The sequence below is a fragment of the Geodermatophilus sp. URMC 64 genome, from assembly GCF_053502555.1.
On the sequence record NZ_CP199955.1, the window covers coordinates 457,890 to 473,200 of the forward strand.

A 15,311-nucleotide genomic window follows, 5' to 3' on the forward strand; every position below is an offset into this window, starting at 1 on the left:
AGCCATGGCGCACACGTGGAACTGGACCTGGGTCACCGTGGCCTTCGCCTCCGAGCTGGCCGCCCTCGCCGCGCTCGCGGTCGGCGCCTGGTCGCTGCCGGACTCCACCACCGGGCGGGTGCTCGCCGGTATCGGCGCACCGCTGGTCGCGGCCGTGCTCTGGGGCGTGTTCGCCGCCCCGCAGGCGCCGGTGCAGATCGCGGTGCTCGCCGTGGCCACCAAGGCGGTCGTCTACGGCTCCGCGGTCCTGGCGCTCGCGGTGTCCGGGCATCCGCGGCTCGCCGCCGTCCTCGCAGTGGCCGCCCTCCTCGGCTCGGTGCTCTCGGGCCCGCCGTCCGCGCTGGTCACCCCTCCGCCGGCGGCCTGACCTGCTGCAGCAGCCCCCAGACGAACTGCGCGCGGACGCCGTCCGGGAGGTGGATCTCCCAGCGGGTCACCACACCCGGGTCGACGCTCACCGCGCCCGGCAGGCCGACGACGTCGTCGAGCACGTGCTCCCAGGCCCGCAGCCCGCCGGCGGCCGCAGGCGGCACCGGCGAGCCCGGCGCGCGCACCAGGTGCTCGTTCAGCACCGTGCCGCCCGGGCCGGACAGCACCTCCCACAGCAGGTGCGGCCACAGCGGCAGCGGCCAGCGGCGCACCTCGACGTCGAGGTCCCCGAACCGCCGGTCCTCCGCCTCGTCGGGCGGCCCCAGGACGGCGGTGCGCAGCGCCAGCCCCCGGGGCGCCCTGGCCGCGTGGTGCAGCGCCTGCCAGCGCCGGTGCGCCGCGCGGGCCTGCGCCCGGTCGGCCCCGAGCCGGGGGAGCGCCTGCGCCACCAGATCGGGGCGGACGTCGGCCATCCGGCGCAGCAGCACGAGGCAGAACTCCCGCCGCGCCAGCCCCTGCACGCCCCGACCCTGCCACCCGGCGAAGGTCACACCCTCCATCGGGGACGCCGGTGGGCGTGCTGCCGTTGAGGTCTCCGGACACCCGCACCCGAGGAGGACCCGCCCCCATGCCGTCGCGCACGCCCCGCCCCGCCCTGGTCGCCACCGTCTTCCGGGTGGTCGCCGTCGCCGAGGCGCTGTCCTGGCTCGGGCTGCTCGCCGGCATGTACCTCAAGTACGTCCCGCGGACGACGGAGGTGGGGGTGCACGTCTTCGGCCCCATCCACGGCGCGGTGTTCGTGGCCTTCGTGGTCGTCACCCTGCTCGCCGCCCGGGTGCTGCGCTGGCCGGTGCGCACCACGCTGCTGGCGCTGGCCGCCGCCGTCCCGCCGCTGGCCACGGTGTGGTTCGAGCGGCGGGCCACCCGCGGCGGCCGGCTGCCAGGGCGGGAGCTCGCCCCCGTCGGCTGACCGGGCCGCCGCGGGGGCGGCTCACTACGGTCCTGCCATGCCGTCCGTCCTGCCGACCACCGCCCGCCGGCTCCTGGCCCGCACCGCCCGCGCGCAGCGCGACGGCCGCGCGCCCAGCCTGGTCGCCGGCGTGGTGCGCGACGGCGGGCTCGCCTGGTCGGCCGGGCGCGGCGACGTGCCGGAGCCGCACGCCGACGTGCAGTACCGGCTCGGGTCGATCAGCAAGACGGTTACCGCGACCGTCGTGATGCGACTGCGCGACGAGGGCCGGCTGTCGCTCGACGACCCGCTGGAGAAGCACCTGCCGGGCACGCCGCTGGGCGACCGCACCGTCGGGCAGCTGCTGTCGCACCTCTCCGGCGCCGTCGCGGAGAGCCCGGGCGGCTGGTGGGAGCGCACGCCGGGCGGCACGCTCGACGAGCTCGGCCTCGGCGCCGCCCACGTCGTCCTGGGGGCCGCCCGCCGGTTCCACTACTCCAACCTGGGCTTCGGCCTGCTCGGTGAGCTGGTGGCGCGGCAGCGCGGCGCCGCCTGGGAGGACGTCGTCCGAGCCGAGGTGCTCGGTCCCCTCGGCATGGACCGGACGACGCCGCGCCCGGGGCCGCCCGCGGCAGCCGGCTCGGCGGTGCACCCGTGGGCCGACGTCGTCCTGCCGGAGCCGGAGCACCACGCGGGCGTCATGGCCGCGGCCGGGCAGCTGTGGGCGACGCCGGCCGACCTCGCCCGGTTCGCCGTCTTCCTGCTCGGGGACACCGGCGACGTCCTCGGCCCGGCCACGCTCGAGGAGATGACGGTGCCCGCCGGCGTGGACTCCTCCGCGGCCGGCTGGTCGGCCTATGGGCTGGGCCTCGCCGTGGTGCGGGTCGACGGCCGGACGCTGGTGGGACACGGGGGCTGGATGCCGGGCTTCGTCGCCGGGTGTTCGTCGACCGGGAGGAGCGGACCGGCGCGGTGTCGCTGGCCAACACGACCAGCTTCCTGGACCCGCTGGTCCCGGGACTGCTGGCCGACCTGCGCGACGCCGAGCCGCGGATCGTGGAGCCCTGGACCCCCGCGCCGGCGCCGGTGGGCCTCGGCCTGCTCGGCGTCTGGTTCTGGGGGCCGGTGCCCTACGTGCTGCGCGCCGTCCCCGGCGGGTTGCTGCACCTCGGCCCGATGCCCGGCCGCAACGGCCGCGCCAGCCGGTTCGCCCGCCGTCCGGACGGCACCTGGGGAGGGCTCGACGGCTACTACGTGGGCGAGACGCTGCGGATCGCCGACGACCACCTGGACCTCGGCACGTTCGTCTTCACCCGCACGCCTACGACCCCGAGGCCCCGGTGCCGGGTGGAGTCGACGACCGCGGCTGGCAGTGACAGCGCGCTCACCGCGCGTCGAAGGCGTCCATCGTCGTCTTCAGGACCACGCCGTAGGCCAGGTGGGGGACGACGTCGCTGGCCCAGTCGGTCGCCGACCACGTCCGCGGATCGGTGATGCCGAGCACCGTCATCGGGCCGTTCGCCGCGACCAGGACGCCGGCTGTCGTGAGCACCGTGCCCAGCGGCGGACTCGAGCGGAACCCGGCCGCCCGCGCCAGGCCGGCCAGGACGCCGACCCCCACGCCGGCCACCAGCCCCATCAGCGGGCCGAGGCCCTGCTTGCGGTTCTCCCGTGTCCGCTCGTCGCCGGGGATGCGCAGGTGCGCGGTCTCGGCGAGCTTCTCCACCGTGTCCTCCGGCGTGGAGCTGGCGCCCCGGCCGCGCACCGCCATGTCCAGGTAGGTGACGGCGTTCAGCGCGGTGGTCGCCGCGGCGCCGGCCGCCGCCCCGCGCAGCGCCCAGCCGAGCGCGGTTGTCGTGGCCATGGTCGCCCGCTACCCCGGGAGGGGTCACTCGACGCCGGCGGCGCGCTCCAGCAGCGGGGTCATCCGGTGGTCGACGAACCGGCGCAGGGCCAGCGCGGTGTCGGTGCGCTGGACGCCGGGGATCGCCAGCACCTGCTCGGTGATCCGCCAGAGGTCGTCGGCGTCCCTGGCGGCGACCTGCACCAGCAGGTCGACGACGCCGGAGAGGCCGATCACCTCGAGCACCTCGGGAATGTGCGCCAGCGCGTCGCTGACCTCGGCGAGGCTGCGCTGCACCACCTGCACGGTGACGTAGGCGCGCAACCGGTAGCCCAGCGCCTCCGGGCGCACCCGCCGCTCGAACGGGGCGAGGGCGCCGTCCTTCTCCAGGCGGGACAGCCGCGCCTGCACCGTGTTGCGGGCCAGGCCCAGCCGCTGGGAGAGCGCCATGACGCTGGCGCGCGGATCCTCCGACAGGGCGAGCAGCAACCGGGCGTCGGTTGCGTCGACGTCGGGCACGTTGCTCAGTCTGACATGCGTGGACGTCCTACCAATACTCATGCTGCGCACTCCGTTCGGGCGACCTTGCGCAGATCGCTTCCGGGTGGTGTTGTCCACGCACGGGGATGTCGTGTCAGCATGATGTGAGTGGCACCACACCCCGGTGCCACGAGACGTCCACCACCGCGGACAGCCGGCGACCCCGGCCGCCCCGGCAGACGGCGAGGAGTAGCCCGTGACTGCCCTGCAGCAGACCGAAGAGGCGTTCAACCCGGTTCCAGGGGCCGACGCCCCGCATCTCCCGCGGCAGCCCGAGCTGGTCCAGCTGCTGACGCCGGAGGGCGAGCGGGTCGAGCACCCCGAGTACTCCATCGAGGTGTCCGACGACGAGCTGCGCGGGCTGTACCGCGACCTCACGCTGGTGCGCCGCTGGGACGTCGAGGCCACCGCCCTGCAGCGCCAGGGCGAGCTGGGCATCTGGGCCTCCCTGCTGGGCCAGGAGGCCGCGCAGATCGGCGCCGGCCGCGCGCTGGAGGCCGGCGACATGGCCTTCCCCACCTACCGCGAGCACGGCGTCGCGTGGGCCCGCGGCGTCGACCCGCTGCACGTCATCAGCCTGTTCCGCGGCGTCGACAACGGCGGCTGGGACCCGGTGGCGACCGGCTTCAACCTCTACACCGTCGTCATCGGCGCCCAGTGCCTGCACGCCACGGGCTACGCCATGGGTCTGCAGCGCGACGGCGCCGAGTCCGCCGTCCTCGCCTTCCTCGGCGACGGCGCGACCAGCCAGGGCGAGGTCAACGAGGCGTTCATCTGGGCGGCGAGCTTCAGCGCCCCCGTCGTCTTCTTCTGCCAGAACAACCAGTACGCGATCAGCGTGCCGCTCGAGCGCCAGTCCAAGGTGCCGCTGTTCCAGCGGGCGGCCGGCTTCGGCTTCCCCGGCGTCCGCGTCGACGGCAACGACGTGCTCGCCGTCCTCGCGGTGACCCGGGCGGCGCTCGCCGCCGCCCGCGACGGGCAGGGCCCGACGTTCATCGAGGCCTTCACCTACCGGATGGGCGCGCACACCACCTCCGACGACCCCACCCGCTACCGGCTGGCCAGCGAGCTGGAGGAGTGGAAGCTGCGCGACCCGATCGCCCGGCTCAAGGCCTACCTCTCCCGCAGCGGCAAGGCGGACCCGGCGTTCTTCGACTCGGTCGAGGCCGACGCCGACGAGCTGGCCGCGCGCATCCGCAAGGGCACGCTCGAGATGCCCGACCCGCCGGGCACGGCGATCTTCGACTCCGTGTATGCCGAGCAGACGCCGCACCTGGCCGCCCAGCGCGAGGAGTTCGTCGCCTACCACGCGAGCTTCGAGGGGGGCGAGCACTGATGGCGAGAACGACGCCCGAGCGAGCATCGCAGGGAGCGCCAGCGACCGAGGAGCGGAACGAGGGCGGAGTCGAGCGATGAGCATGGAGACGCTGACCATCGGCAAGGCGCTCAACCTCGGCCTGCGCCGGGCGATGGAGGACGACGCCAAGGTCGTGCTCATGGGCGAGGACATCGGCCGCCTCGGCGGGGTCTTCCGCATCACCGACGGCCTGCAGAAGGACTTCGGCGAGGACCGCGTCGTCGACACCCCGCTGGCCGAGGCCGGCATCCTCGGGACCGCCGTCGGGCTGGCCATGCGCGGCTACCGGCCGGTGTGTGAGATCCAGTTCGACGGGTTCGTCTTCCCCGCCTACAACCAGATCGTCACCCAGGTCGCCAAGATCCACGCCCGCTCCCGGGGCAAGCTGACGATGCCGATCGTCATCCGGATCCCGTTCGGCGGCGGCATCGGCGCGGTCGAGCATCACAGCGAGAGCCCCGAGGCCTACTTCGCGCACACCGCGGGGCTCAAGGTGGTCGCCGTCTCCAACCCGGCCGACGCCTACTGGGGCATCCAGCAGGCCATCGCGCACCCCGACCCGATCGTCTTCCTCGAGCCCAAGCGGCGGTACTGGGAGAAGGCGCCGGTCGACACCGACGCGACGCCGGGCCCGCTGTTCGCCTCGCGGGTCGTCCGCGGTGGTGACGACCTCACCGTGCTGGCCTACGGTCCGATGGTGAAGACGGCGCTGCAGGCCGCCGAGGCGGCCACCGAGGAGGGCCGCTCGCTCGAGGTGATCGACCTGCGCACGCTCTCGCCGCTGGACCTCGACCCGGTGTTCGAGTCGGTGCGGCGCACCGGGCGCTGCGTCGTCGTCCACGAGGCGCCGGTGACCCTCGGCCTGGGGTCGGAGATCGCCGCCCGGGTCACCGAGGAGTGCTTCTTCTCGCTGGAGGCGCCGGTGCTGCGGGTGGGCGGCTACGACACGCCCTACCCGCCGTCCAAGCTCGAGGAGGAGTACCTCCCCGACCTCGACCGCGTGCTCGACGCCGTCGACCGCGCACTGGAGTTCTGACCGATGACGCTGCGCGAGTTCAAGCTGCCCGACGTCGGCGAGGGGCTGACCGAGGGCGAGATCCTGCAGTGGCTCGTCGCCGTCGGCGACACGGTCACCGTCAACCAGCCGCTGTGCGAGGTGGAGACGGCGAAGGCGGCGGTCGAGCTGCCCTCCCCGTACGCCGGCACGGTCACCGAGCTGAAGTTCGAGGCGGGGACGACGGTCGACGTCGGGACGCCGATCATCACGATCGACGCCGACGGTGAGGGAGGGGGCATCCCGGCCTCCGATGCGGCGCTGGCCTCGGCCACGTCGTCCGCTCCGGCGGAGGACGAGCCGGCCGCCGGGCTGATCGGCGGTCCCGCGCCCGGCGGGCGGACGTCGGTGCTGGTCGGCTACGGCCCGCGGACCACCGAGGCCAAGCGGCGGCCCCGCCGCACGCCCGCGCCGGCGCCCGCCCGCGCCGCCGCCGTCCTGCCCGAGGCCGACTACGGCTCGGGGCCCGACCACCCGCCGCTGCTGGCCACCGCGCCCGACATCACCACCAAGCCGGTGCGCCACGGCGGGCTGGAGATCGGCCGCGCCGCCGAGGCGCACGCGGCCGCCGAGGAGGCCGCGCCGTCCCGCGCCGCCGACCACGGGCGCGGCCGGGCGCGGCCGCTGGCCAAGCCGCCGGTGCGCAAGTACGCCAAGGACCTCGGCGTCGACCTCGCGACCGTGCGCGGCAGCGGTGAGGGCGGCGTCATCACCCGCGCCGACATCGACGCCGCGGCCTCCCGGGCTTTCGGTACGGAAAGCACGGTCGTCCACGGGGCTTTCGGTACGGAAAGCACGGTCGGGGAGCAGCGGATCCCGATCAAGGGGGTCCGCAAGCACACCGCCGCCGCGATGGTGACCAGCGCGTTCACCGCGCCGCACGTCACCGAGTTCCTCACCGTCGACGTGACCCGGATGATGAAGCTGCGCGCGCGGCTCGCCGCCCGCCCCGAGTTCGCCGGCGTCAAGATCAGCCCGCTGCTGTTCGTCGCCAAGGCGCTGCTGCTCGCGGTCAGGCGGCACCCGATGGTCAACAGCTCGTGGGACGACGCCGCGCAGGAGATCGTCGTCCACGGGCAGGTCAACCTCGGCATCGCGGCGGCCACCCCGCGCGGGCTCGTCGTCCCCAACATCAAGGACGCCGGCCGGCTGTCCCTGGCCGAGCTCGCCGGAGCCCTCGTGGAGCTGACCGAGACGGCCCGCGCCGGGAAGACCGCGCCGGCCGACATGACCGGCGGCACGATCACGATCACCAACGTGGGCGTGTTCGGCGTCGACACGGGGACGCCGATCCTCAACCCGGGCGAGTCGGCGATCCTGGCGTTCGGCGCGGTCCGCGAGATGCCGTGGGTGCACAAGGGCCGCATCGCCGTCCGCCAGGTCACCCAGCTCGGGCTGTCGTTCGACCACCGGATCATCGACGGGGAGCTGGGCAGCCGGTTCCTGGCCGACATCGGCACCCTGCTCAACGACCCCGCTGCCGCCCTCACCTTCTGAGTCCCACCATCAGCCAGGAGGTGCCTGCCGTGGCCCGACGTAGGTACGCCCTCGTCTCGCTCGTGGTGTTCCTCCTGCTCAGCGTCGCCGCCGCCGTGGTCAGCGGCAGCCGACCCGCCCTGGAGCAGGGCCTCGCGCCGATCGTCGTGCAGGTCGTCGGCTACCTGTTCGCGCTCGCCGGCGCGGCCTTCCTGCTGGCCCCGCACCCCCACGCCCAGGGCGACCGGCTGACCGGCGGAGTGGTGCTGGGCGCGCTCGCGGTGCTCGTGGCCCTGGAGGTCGCCGCCGCGGTGGCCGACGCGGGCGGAGGCGCTGACATCGGCGGCGGGCTGGTGCGGCTGGTCTGCCTGCTGGTGGTGGTCGCGATGACCGTCCGCCTGGCGGCGGGCTCCGCGGCGCTGAGGCGTACCGGGTGACCGATCTCGACCGGCTGCTGGACTTCGCCGCCCGTTCCCGGCTGCCCGAGGGCGGCTTCGGCTACCTCGGGGACGACGGCCGGGTGCTGCCCGGGCGGCCGGTCGAGACCTGGATCGTCGCGCGCATGACGCACGTCTTCGGGCTGGCGTCGCTGCTGGGCCGGCCGGGGATGGACGAACTGGTCCGGCACGGGATCGCCGCGCTCACACACGGCCCGCTGCGCGACGCCGAGCACGGCGGCTGGTCAGCGAGCACGGACGACCTCACCAAGGCCGCCTACGTGCACGCCTTCGTCGTGCTGGCCGGGGCGACGGCCACGACGGCCGGAATCGATGGCGGTCGTGAGCTGCTGGACCAGGCCCTGGCCGTCTGGCAGGAGCGGTTCTGGGACGAGGAGGCCGGCCTCGCGGTCGAGGAGTGGGACGCCGCCTGGGCGACGTGCGCCGAGTACCGCGGTGTCAACGCCAACATGCACGGCGTCGAGGCGACGCTGGCCGCCGCCGACGCGCTGGGGTCCGACGCGCTGCGGGCGCAGGCGCTGCGCAGCACCGAGCGGGTGGTGCACGGCTGGGCCCGCGAGCGGGACTGGCGGCTGCCCGAGCACTTCACCGCGGACTGGACGCCGCTGCCCGACTTCAACCGGGACCGGCCGGCCGACCCGTTCCGGCCGTACGGGGTGACGGTCGGGCACCAGTTCGAGTGGGCCCGGCTGTGCCTGCACCTCCGGGCTGCCCTGGGCCGAAGTGGCCACTTCGGCCCCTCGTGGCTGCTCGACGACGCCGTCGCGCTGTTCGACGCCGCTGCGACCCGCGGCTGGGCCGCCGACGGCTCCGACGGGTTCCCGTACACCCTCGACTGGGACGACCGGCCGGTGGTCGGCGCCCGCATGCACTGGGTGCTGTGCGAGGCGATCGCCGCGGCCACCGTGCTGGCCCAGGTCACCGGCGACGACCGGTACCGGGAGCTCGCGGCGCGGTGGCGGGCGCACGGCGAGGCGCGCTTCGCCGATCCGGCCACCGGCAGCTGGCACCACGAGCTGACGCCGTCCGGCGCGGTCGGCCGCGACACCTGGGCCGGCCAGCCCGACGCCTACCACCTGGCGCAGATGCTGCTGCTCGACGGCCGGCCGGTGCGCGGCAGCATCGCCGCCGCGCTGGTCAGCCGCTGACCTCGACCAGTTCCTCCCGCTCGCTCCCGCCGGAGGTCTGCAGGGTCAGCACCTGCCCGACGCCGGGCACGTAGAACTTGAGCTCGGCGACGTCGGGCTCCAGCGGCGTCGTCTCCCGGGTGAGCAGGGCCCCGGTGTAGCTGCCCGTCGGCGTCTGCACCTGCTCGTCGGTGGAGAGCACCACCGTCCGGTCCTCGGCCTCGCCGGCCAGGTGCTCCTGCCGGTAGGCGAGCCCGGGCCGGGGGTCCGCGGGAACGGCGATGCCGGGCTGGGCGCCGTCGACGCCGGTCTCCCACGATCCCTCGGTGGACGGCGGCTCCCCGGGCGGGTACTCGGTGGTCTGCTCGCCCAGATACCAGACGTTGCCGTCGGCGTCCTGGGCGTACCAGTCGCGGGTGTCCTCCACGACGGCGCCGTCCTGCGAGACCACATCGTGGACGACGCGGGCCTCGATGCCGGCGGCCACCGTGTAGGTCTCCTCGAGCACGGTCACCTCCACCTGCTGAGTGGTGCCGCCGGCGTCGGTCGACGCGTACACCCAGCGGTCGCCGGGCCGCATCGGCCAGTACTCGTTCGTGATGTCCACGGTGAAGTCGGCCGGATCGAGGTCGACGGCCGCGTCGCCCCGCGGCAGCGACCCCGTCGGGACGGCGCCCCGGTCCGCGGTGCCGCAGGACCCGCACCCGCTCAGCGCGAGCAGCGCGACCAGCGCGAGCGCCCACCCGCCGCGGTCAGCCGCCCGCACCGCCGTCCTCCTCGTCGGCCGCGCTGCCCACGACGGCGAGGTCCTCGTCGAGCTGGACGTCGACCCGGGAACCGTCGTCCAGGGTGACCTCGACCTCGTAGTAGCTCTCCTCGTCGCCGACCTCCGTGCCGGTGACCCGGCCGCCGCCGGTCGCGGCGAGGGCGGCGTCGCTCGCCTTCCGCAGTGCGTCGCCGGTGACCGGGACGTCGGGTCCCTCCCGGGCGTCGGAGCCGCCGGAGGCGACGGCGACGCCGGTGCCGACGGCGACGAGGACGGCGGCACCGGCCGCCACCAGGAACTTCCGGTTGATCCGCATCGGGAACCTCCTCCGACAGTGGCACGTGCGACGACGATCGTGGCGGGCCGACCTGACGCCTCCCTGACGCGTTCAGCGAGCGGTCAGGTACGCGGCCGATGCTGAGCGGACCGGAGGAGTGCGATGAAGCTGCTGCTGGTCGACGACGACGCGACGCTCGCCGCCGCCCTGCGCCGCGGCCTGATCGCGGAGGGCTTCTCGGTCGAGGTGGCCGCCGACGGCCGGGAGGGGCTGTGGCGCGGCCGCGAGGGCGGCTACGACCTGATCCTGCTCGACATCCTGCTGCCGGGCGCGAACGGCTACCGCGTCTGCGCCGAGCTGCGGCTCTCCGGCGTCCGCACCCCGATCCTGATGCTCACCGCCAAGGACGGCGACCTCGACGAGGCCGAGGGCCTCGACACCGGCGCCGACGACTACCTGCGCAAGCCGTTCTCCTTCCCGGTGCTCGTGGCCCGGGTGCACGCGCTGCTCCGGCGGGCGGCGCTCGGGGACCCGCCGCCGCTCGAGGTCGGCGACCTGCGGCTGGACCTGCGCGCCCGGCGGGTGCTCCGCGGCGGGGCCGAGGTGCCGCTCACCGCCCGCGAGTTCGCGCTGCTCGCCTACCTGATCCGCCGGGCGGGCCGGATCGTGCCGAAGGCCGACATCCTCGCGGGGGTGTGGGACGACGCGTTCGAGGGCGACCCGAACGTCGTCGAGGTCTACGTGGGCCGCCTGCGGCGGAAGCTGGGGCCCGGTGCCGCACGGATCGAGACGGTCCGCGGCATGGGGTACCGGCTGCTCGGGCCGTGAGCGCGCGGCGCACCGCCACGCTGCGGTTCCGGGTCACCGCGCTGGCCGCCCTCGCGGTGCTCGCCGTCCTCGCCGCCGCGGCCGCCGGCCTGCTGTTGGTCCAGCGCGCCACACTCACCGACGCCCTCGACGAGAGCCTGGTCGACCGCGCGGCGGCCGCGGCCGCCCAGCTGCGCGCCGGGCAGCCCGTCGACCCTCTGGTCTCCGACGACGTCACCGTCCGCGTGGTGCCGGGGGACGGCGCCCGTGCCGCGGTCTCCGACGGCACGCTGCCGGACGGCTCCCCGGCCCGGGTCGTCACCCGCCCGGCCGGCGGCGCGACGGTGGTGGTCACCGGCAGCCTGGAGGACGTCGAGGACAGCGTGCGGGTGCTCCGCGGAGCGCTGCTCGTCGCCGTGCCGATCACCACCGCGGTGCTGGCCGCTCTCGTGTGGCTGCTGACCGGCCGGGTGCTGCGGCCGGTCGAAAGGATCCGGGCCGAGGTCGACCGCATCTCCGCGGGGCGGCTCGACCGGCGGGTGCCCGAGCCGGCCACGGCCGACGAGATCGCCCGGCTGGCGCACACCATGAACGCGATGCTCGACCGGCTGGCCGGCGCGGCCGAGCGGCAGCGGCGGTTCGTCGCCGACGCCGCCCACGAGCTGCGGACGCCGCTGGCGCGGATCCGCACCCAGCTCGAGGTGGACCGCGCCCACCCCGCCACCGCGGGCCCCGAGGTCACCTCCGCGGCGGTGCTCGCCGAGGCCGGCCGGCTGCAGCGGCTCGTCGACGACCTGCTCCTGCTCGCCCGCAGCGACTCCTGGGCCGCCGAGCTGGCGGCGGCCGGGCCGGTGGACCTCGACGACGTCGTGCTGACCGAGGTGCGGCGGGTGCGCGGCGCCGGCGGGCCGGGGATCGACACCGCGGGTGTGGCGCCGGCCCAGGTCTCCGGCGACCGCGGCCAGCTCGCGCGGGCGGTGGCCAACCTGCTCGACAACGCCGTCCGGCACGCGGAGGAGCGGGTCACCGTCACGCTGCGGGAGGACGACGGCACCGCCGTCCTCACCGTCGCCGACGACGGCGCGGGCATCCCGCCGGAGGCACGCGAGTCGGTCTTCGAGCGGTTCACCCGCCTGGACGGCGCCCGCTCGGCCGATGCGGGCGGAGCCGGCCTCGGGCTGCCCATCGCCCGCGACATCGCCGTCCGGCACGGCGGCGGGCTGGTGCTGGACGGCGAGCCGGCGCACTGTGCCCGATTCGTGCTCACCCTCCCGCTGCATCCATACGTGTCCGATCCAGGAAGAGGGGGTAGGCCGACAACGACCTGAATCCGAGCCAGAGGAGGATCCGTGGCCAGCGTGCAGGAGTCCGTCGACGTCGATGTCCCGATCCGCGTCGCCTACGACCAGTGGACGCAGTTCGAGTCGTTCCCCCAGTTCATGGGCGGAGTGGAGCGCATCACCCAGCTCGACGACACCCACGTCCACTGGGTCACCAACATCGACGGCGTCAAGCGCGAGTTCGACACCAAGATCACCGAGCAGCACCCCGAGGAGCGGGTCGCCTGGGCATCCACCGGCGGTGAGGCCAAGCACGCCGGGGTCGTCACCTTCCACAAGCTCGACGAGAACAAGACCCGCGTCATGATCCAGATCGACTGGGAGCCCGAGGGCATCGTCGAGAAGGCCGGCGCGGCGCTGGGCTTCGACGACCGGCAGGTCAAGGCGGACGCGAAGAGGTTCAAGGAGTTCATCGAGAGCCGCGGCACCGAGACCGGCGCCTGGCGGGGCGACGTCCCCCGGAGCTAGAACACGACGGCGCCCGCCCCTCGACCGAGGGGCGGGCGCCGTCGTGTGTACCGCTACTCCGCGTCGAGGTCCTGGGCGACCATGCCGGCGATCCGGTCCAGCACCCCCTGGTCGTCGCTGGAGACGATGACCTCCGCGCCCTGCTTGGCGCCGAGGGTCATGATCATCAGGGGTGACCCCGCGTCGATCGGGGTGCCGCCCGGGGTGGCCAGGGTGACCGGGACGCCGGCCTTCCCGACGGCCTCCGCGATCAGCGCGGCCGGACGGGCGTGCAGCCCGACCCGGGAGCCGACGGTGACGGTCTGACTGGGCATCGATCCTCTTCCTCGCTGCTGGGGACGGGTGGGATTGAGCTTGCCGGTCAGGCGGTCGCCGCGCGCGCCGGGGCCGTGTGGGCGGGTGCGTGCGCGTGCTCCAGGTCGACGGCGTCCTCGGGGACGTCCTCAGCCTTCTTGCGGCCGATGCTCTTGGCGACGATCACCGCCACCGCCCCGACGACGGCGCCGATCAGGATCGCGAGCAGCCACATCAGGACCCCGTTGATCGCGAAGAACACGACGATGCCGCCGTGCGGGGCCTGCGCCTGCACTCCGGCAGCCGCCACGATCGCGCCGGTGGTCGCCGAGCCAATCATGATCGGCGGGATGACCCGCAGCGGGTCGGCCGCGGCGAACGGGATCGCGCCCTCGGTGATGAACGCCAGGCCGAGCAGCCAGGCGGCCTTGCCCTGTTCTTGCTCGGCGGGGGTGAACAGCTTCGGGCGGACGAAGGTGGCCAGGGACAGCGCGATCGGCGGCACCATGCCGGCGGCCATCACCGTCGCCATGATCACCAGCGGGCCGGTGTTCTCGGTGGGGTTGGTGATGTAGCTGGACAGGCCGGCGGTGGCGAAGGCGTAGGCGGCCTTGTTGACGGGGCCGCCCATGTCGAAGGCCATCATCAGGCCGAGCAGGATCCCGAGCAGCACTGCGGAGGTGCCGGACAAGCCGTTGAGCCAGTTCGTCAGGCCGCTGATCGCCGCGGCGAGCGGACGGCCGAGGACGAGCACCATGAGGCCGCTGGCGATCAGGGTCGCGAACAACGGGATGACCACGACCGGCATCAACCCGCGCACGACCCGGCCGACCTTCAGCCGCGACAGCCAGAGGGCCGCGAAGCCGGCGATCACACCGCCGATCAGCGCGCCGAGGAATCCCGCGTTGACCTGAACGGCGACCAGGCCGGTGATGAAGCCCGGTGCCAGACCCGGCCGGTCGGCGATGGCGTAGGCGATGTAGCCCGCCATGGCCGGGATGAACAGCGAGAAGGCCAGCGAGCCGATGAAGAACAGCATCGCGCCGAGGTAGCCGGCCAGGCCGCCGTTCAGGTCGGGGACCGTGCTGGTGGGCAGGTCGAACAGGGAGTTGTTGAGCACCCAGTCCTTGGCCCAGGAGTTGCCGGAGTCCGGGTTAGTGAGCGCCACCGGGTAGCCGGCCAGCAGGAAGCCGAGCGCGATGAGCAGGCCACCGGCGGCGACGAACGGGATCATGTAGCTGACGCCGGTGAGCAGCCAGCGGCGGATCTCGGCGCCGGTGCTGGGCTTGCCCGCTCCGCCGGCCGGTGCCATGGCGGCCGCCCCGGTGCCGGGCACGCGCCGGGCGTTCGGGTCGTCGGCCGCGGCCAGCGCCTCGCGGACCATGACGTCGGGCTCGTTGATCGCCCGCTTGGTCCCCGACTGGATGACCGGCTTGCCCGCGAAGCGCTCCTGGTCCTTGACGCCGACGTCGACGGCGAAGATCACCGCGTCGGCGTTCCGGATCACCGCCGGGTCCAGCGGCGTCGAGCCCGAGGAGCCCTGGGTCTCGACGTGCACGTCGACCCCCGCCTCGCGGGCGGCGGCGGTGAGCTTGTCGGCGGCCATGTACGTGTGCGCGATGCCGGTCGGGCAGGCGCTGACGACGACGAGGCTCCGGGCCGGCGCCTCCGCGGCCGCGGAGGCGGACGCGCCGGCAGCGGGGGCGGCCCCGGGCGCGGCGACCGTCGCGGGCTCGGGTGCGACGACCTCCTGCACCAGGACGACGACCTCCTCGGCCGTCGCCGCGGACCGCAGCGAGGCGACGAACTCCGGCCGCACCAGCGCGCGGGCCAGGGCGGTGAGCAGCGTCAGGTGGTCGGCGTCGCCGTGCGCGGGGGCCGCGATGAGGAAGACGAGGGTGGCCGGGCCGTCCGGCGCGCCGAAGTCGACACCGGGGGAGAGGCGGGCGAACCCGAGCGAGGCCTCGGTGACCGCGGCCGACCGGCAGTGCGGGATGGCGATCCCGCCGGGCAGGCCGGTGGCCGCCTGGGCCTCGCGGGCCATGGCGTCGGCGTGCAGCGCCTCGGCGCTGGTCGCCCGGCCGGCGTCGGCCACGAGGGCGGCCAGCCGACGGACGACGGCGTCCTTGTCCGGACCGAGGTCGGCGTCGAGGACGACCAGGTCGGGGGTGATCAGATCGGGCATG

At 74.7% G+C, this 15,311-nt stretch carries 18 protein-coding genes and 1 pseudogene; 12 read left to right on the forward strand and 7 right to left on the reverse strand.

Annotation, left to right across the window (positions count from 1 at the left end; all coding sequences use genetic code 11):
- Positions 1-4 precede the first annotated feature (4 nt).
- Positions 5-367, forward strand: coding sequence for a YrdB family protein (locus ACWIYF_RS02220; protein ID WP_448626488.1), 363 nt, complete (start codon positions 5-7; stop codon positions 365-367).
- On the opposite strand, the gene ACWIYF_RS02225 is transcribed toward ACWIYF_RS02220, so the two are convergent.
- Positions 345-890, reverse strand: a complete 546-nt coding sequence (locus ACWIYF_RS02225; protein WP_448626489.1) for a hypothetical protein — start codon at positions 888-890, stop codon at positions 345-347. The two genes, ACWIYF_RS02220 and ACWIYF_RS02225, sit on opposite strands and share 23 nt — an antisense overlap.
- Before the next feature lie 107 nt (positions 891-997).
- Here ACWIYF_RS02225 and ACWIYF_RS02230 point away from each other — a divergent pair, with 107 nt between their 5' ends.
- The 3 genes and pseudogenes from ACWIYF_RS02230 to ACWIYF_RS02240 all read left to right on the forward strand — a co-directional run bounded on the left by ACWIYF_RS02230 (position 998) and on the right by ACWIYF_RS02240 (position 2,812).
- On the forward strand, positions 998-1,339 hold the full coding sequence (locus ACWIYF_RS02230; RefSeq protein WP_448626490.1) for a DUF3817 domain-containing protein: 342 nt from the start codon (positions 998-1,000) through the stop codon (positions 1,337-1,339).
- A gap of 37 nt (positions 1,340-1,376) precedes the next feature.
- Positions 1,377-2,192: pseudogene (locus tag ACWIYF_RS02235) on the forward strand (serine hydrolase domain-containing protein); the annotation flags it as partial.
- 65 nt (positions 2,193-2,257) lie between these two features.
- Positions 2,258-2,812 carry a DUF7586 domain-containing protein gene (locus tag ACWIYF_RS02240; protein ID WP_448626491.1) on the forward strand — a complete coding sequence of 185 codons (555 nt, stop codon included), beginning with the start codon at positions 2,258-2,260 and terminating at the stop codon, positions 2,810-2,812.
- Here ACWIYF_RS02240 and ACWIYF_RS02245 read toward each other — a convergent pair.
- Complete coding sequence (locus tag ACWIYF_RS02245; RefSeq protein WP_448626492.1) at positions 2,703-3,182, reverse strand: hypothetical protein; 480 nt, start codon at positions 3,180-3,182, stop codon at positions 2,703-2,705. The two genes, ACWIYF_RS02240 and ACWIYF_RS02245, sit on opposite strands and share 110 nt — an antisense overlap.
- Before the next feature lie 24 nt (positions 3,183-3,206).
- Positions 3,207-3,680 (reverse strand): Lrp/AsnC family transcriptional regulator, encoded by a 474-nt coding sequence (locus ACWIYF_RS02250; RefSeq protein ID WP_448626493.1) that lies wholly within the window; start codon positions 3,678-3,680, stop codon positions 3,207-3,209.
- 217 nt (positions 3,681-3,897) lie between these two features.
- Between ACWIYF_RS02250 and pdhA the strand changes: the two genes are divergently transcribed.
- The 5 genes from pdhA (at position 3,898) to ACWIYF_RS02275 (ending at position 9,194) form a co-directional block, all read left to right on the forward strand.
- Complete coding sequence (gene pdhA, locus ACWIYF_RS02255; protein ID WP_448626494.1) at positions 3,898-5,037, forward strand: pyruvate dehydrogenase (acetyl-transferring) E1 component subunit alpha; 1,140 nt, start codon at positions 3,898-3,900, stop codon at positions 5,035-5,037.
- A 76-nt stretch (positions 5,038-5,113) separates the two neighbouring features.
- A complete protein-coding gene (locus tag ACWIYF_RS02260; protein WP_448626495.1) occupies positions 5,114-6,094 on the forward strand; it encodes an alpha-ketoacid dehydrogenase subunit beta in 981 nt (326 codons plus the stop codon).
- 3 nt (positions 6,095-6,097) lie between these two features.
- On the forward strand, positions 6,098-7,609 hold the full coding sequence (locus ACWIYF_RS02265; RefSeq protein ID WP_448626496.1) for a dihydrolipoamide acetyltransferase family protein: 1,512 nt from the start codon (positions 6,098-6,100) through the stop codon (positions 7,607-7,609).
- 29 nt (positions 7,610-7,638) lie between these two features.
- Positions 7,639-8,025 (forward strand): hypothetical protein, encoded by a 387-nt coding sequence (locus ACWIYF_RS02270; protein WP_448626497.1) that lies wholly within the window; start codon positions 7,639-7,641, stop codon positions 8,023-8,025.
- Positions 8,022-9,194 (forward strand): AGE family epimerase/isomerase, encoded by a 1,173-nt coding sequence (locus ACWIYF_RS02275; protein WP_448626498.1) that lies wholly within the window; start codon positions 8,022-8,024, stop codon positions 9,192-9,194. Before ACWIYF_RS02270 ends, ACWIYF_RS02275 begins: the two co-directional genes overlap by 4 nt.
- Here ACWIYF_RS02275 and ACWIYF_RS02280 read toward each other — a convergent pair.
- Both ACWIYF_RS02280 and ACWIYF_RS02285 read right to left on the reverse strand, forming a co-directional pair.
- Positions 9,184-9,939 carry a hypothetical protein gene (locus ACWIYF_RS02280; RefSeq protein ID WP_448626499.1) on the reverse strand — a complete coding sequence of 252 codons (756 nt, stop codon included), beginning with the start codon at positions 9,937-9,939 and terminating at the stop codon, positions 9,184-9,186. The two genes, ACWIYF_RS02275 and ACWIYF_RS02280, sit on opposite strands and share 11 nt — an antisense overlap.
- Positions 9,926-10,255 carry a PepSY domain-containing protein gene (locus ACWIYF_RS02285; protein ID WP_448626500.1) on the reverse strand — a complete coding sequence of 110 codons (330 nt, stop codon included), beginning with the start codon at positions 10,253-10,255 and terminating at the stop codon, positions 9,926-9,928. The genes ACWIYF_RS02280 and ACWIYF_RS02285 overlap by 14 nt, the downstream gene beginning before the upstream one ends.
- Positions 10,256-10,378: 123 nt before the next feature.
- Between ACWIYF_RS02285 and ACWIYF_RS02290 the strand changes: the two genes are divergently transcribed.
- The 3 genes from ACWIYF_RS02290 to ACWIYF_RS02300 are packed head-to-tail and all read left to right on the forward strand — an operon-like array spanning position 10,379 to position 12,831.
- A complete protein-coding gene (locus ACWIYF_RS02290) occupies positions 10,379-11,044 on the forward strand; it encodes a response regulator transcription factor (protein WP_448626501.1) in 666 nt (221 codons plus the stop codon).
- Complete coding sequence (locus ACWIYF_RS02295) at positions 11,041-12,351, forward strand: ATP-binding protein (protein ID WP_448626502.1); 1,311 nt, start codon at positions 11,041-11,043, stop codon at positions 12,349-12,351. The genes ACWIYF_RS02290 and ACWIYF_RS02295 overlap by 4 nt, the downstream gene beginning before the upstream one ends.
- Positions 12,352-12,372: 21 nt before the next feature.
- Entirely contained in the window at positions 12,373-12,831 is a 459-nt protein-coding gene (locus tag ACWIYF_RS02300) for an SRPBCC family protein (RefSeq protein WP_448626503.1), read from the forward strand.
- A gap of 53 nt (positions 12,832-12,884) precedes the next feature.
- Here the strand turns inward: ACWIYF_RS02300 and ACWIYF_RS02305 are convergent, their stop codons facing one another.
- The gene (locus ACWIYF_RS02305) at positions 12,885-13,145 is read right to left on the reverse strand and encodes an HPr family phosphocarrier protein (RefSeq protein WP_448626504.1); all 261 of its coding nucleotides are present in this window, start codon (positions 13,143-13,145) and stop codon (positions 12,885-12,887) included.
- 47 nt (positions 13,146-13,192) lie between these two features.
- A complete protein-coding gene (locus ACWIYF_RS02310; protein WP_448626505.1) occupies positions 13,193-15,310 on the reverse strand; it encodes a PTS fructose transporter subunit IIABC in 2,118 nt (705 codons plus the stop codon).
- Position 15,311: the final 1 nt, after the last annotated feature.

Coding starts and splice junctions, on each gene's coding strand:
- ACWIYF_RS02220 (WP_448626488.1), top strand. CDS start 5: ATGGCGCACACGTGGAACTGGACCTGGGTCACCGTGGCCTTCGCCTCC.
- ACWIYF_RS02230 (WP_448626490.1), top strand. CDS start 998: ATGCCGTCGCGCACGCCCCGCCCCGCCCTGGTCGCCACCGTCTTCCGG.
- ACWIYF_RS02245 (WP_448626492.1), bottom strand. CDS start 3,182: ATGGCCACGACAACCGCGCTCGGCTGGGCGCTGCGCGGGGCGGCGGCC.
- ACWIYF_RS02260 (WP_448626495.1), top strand. CDS start 5,114: ATGAGCATGGAGACGCTGACCATCGGCAAGGCGCTCAACCTCGGCCTG.
- ACWIYF_RS02265 (WP_448626496.1), top strand. CDS start 6,098: ATGACGCTGCGCGAGTTCAAGCTGCCCGACGTCGGCGAGGGGCTGACC.
- ACWIYF_RS02285 (WP_448626500.1), bottom strand. CDS start 10,255: ATGCGGATCAACCGGAAGTTCCTGGTGGCGGCCGGTGCCGCCGTCCTC.
- ACWIYF_RS02290 (WP_448626501.1), top strand. CDS start 10,379: ATGAAGCTGCTGCTGGTCGACGACGACGCGACGCTCGCCGCCGCCCTG.
- ACWIYF_RS02305 (WP_448626504.1), bottom strand. CDS start 13,145: ATGCCCAGTCAGACCGTCACCGTCGGCTCCCGGGTCGGGCTGCACGCC.
- ACWIYF_RS02310 (WP_448626505.1), bottom strand. CDS start 15,310: ATGCCCGATCTGATCACCCCCGACCTGGTCGTCCTCGACGCCGACCTC.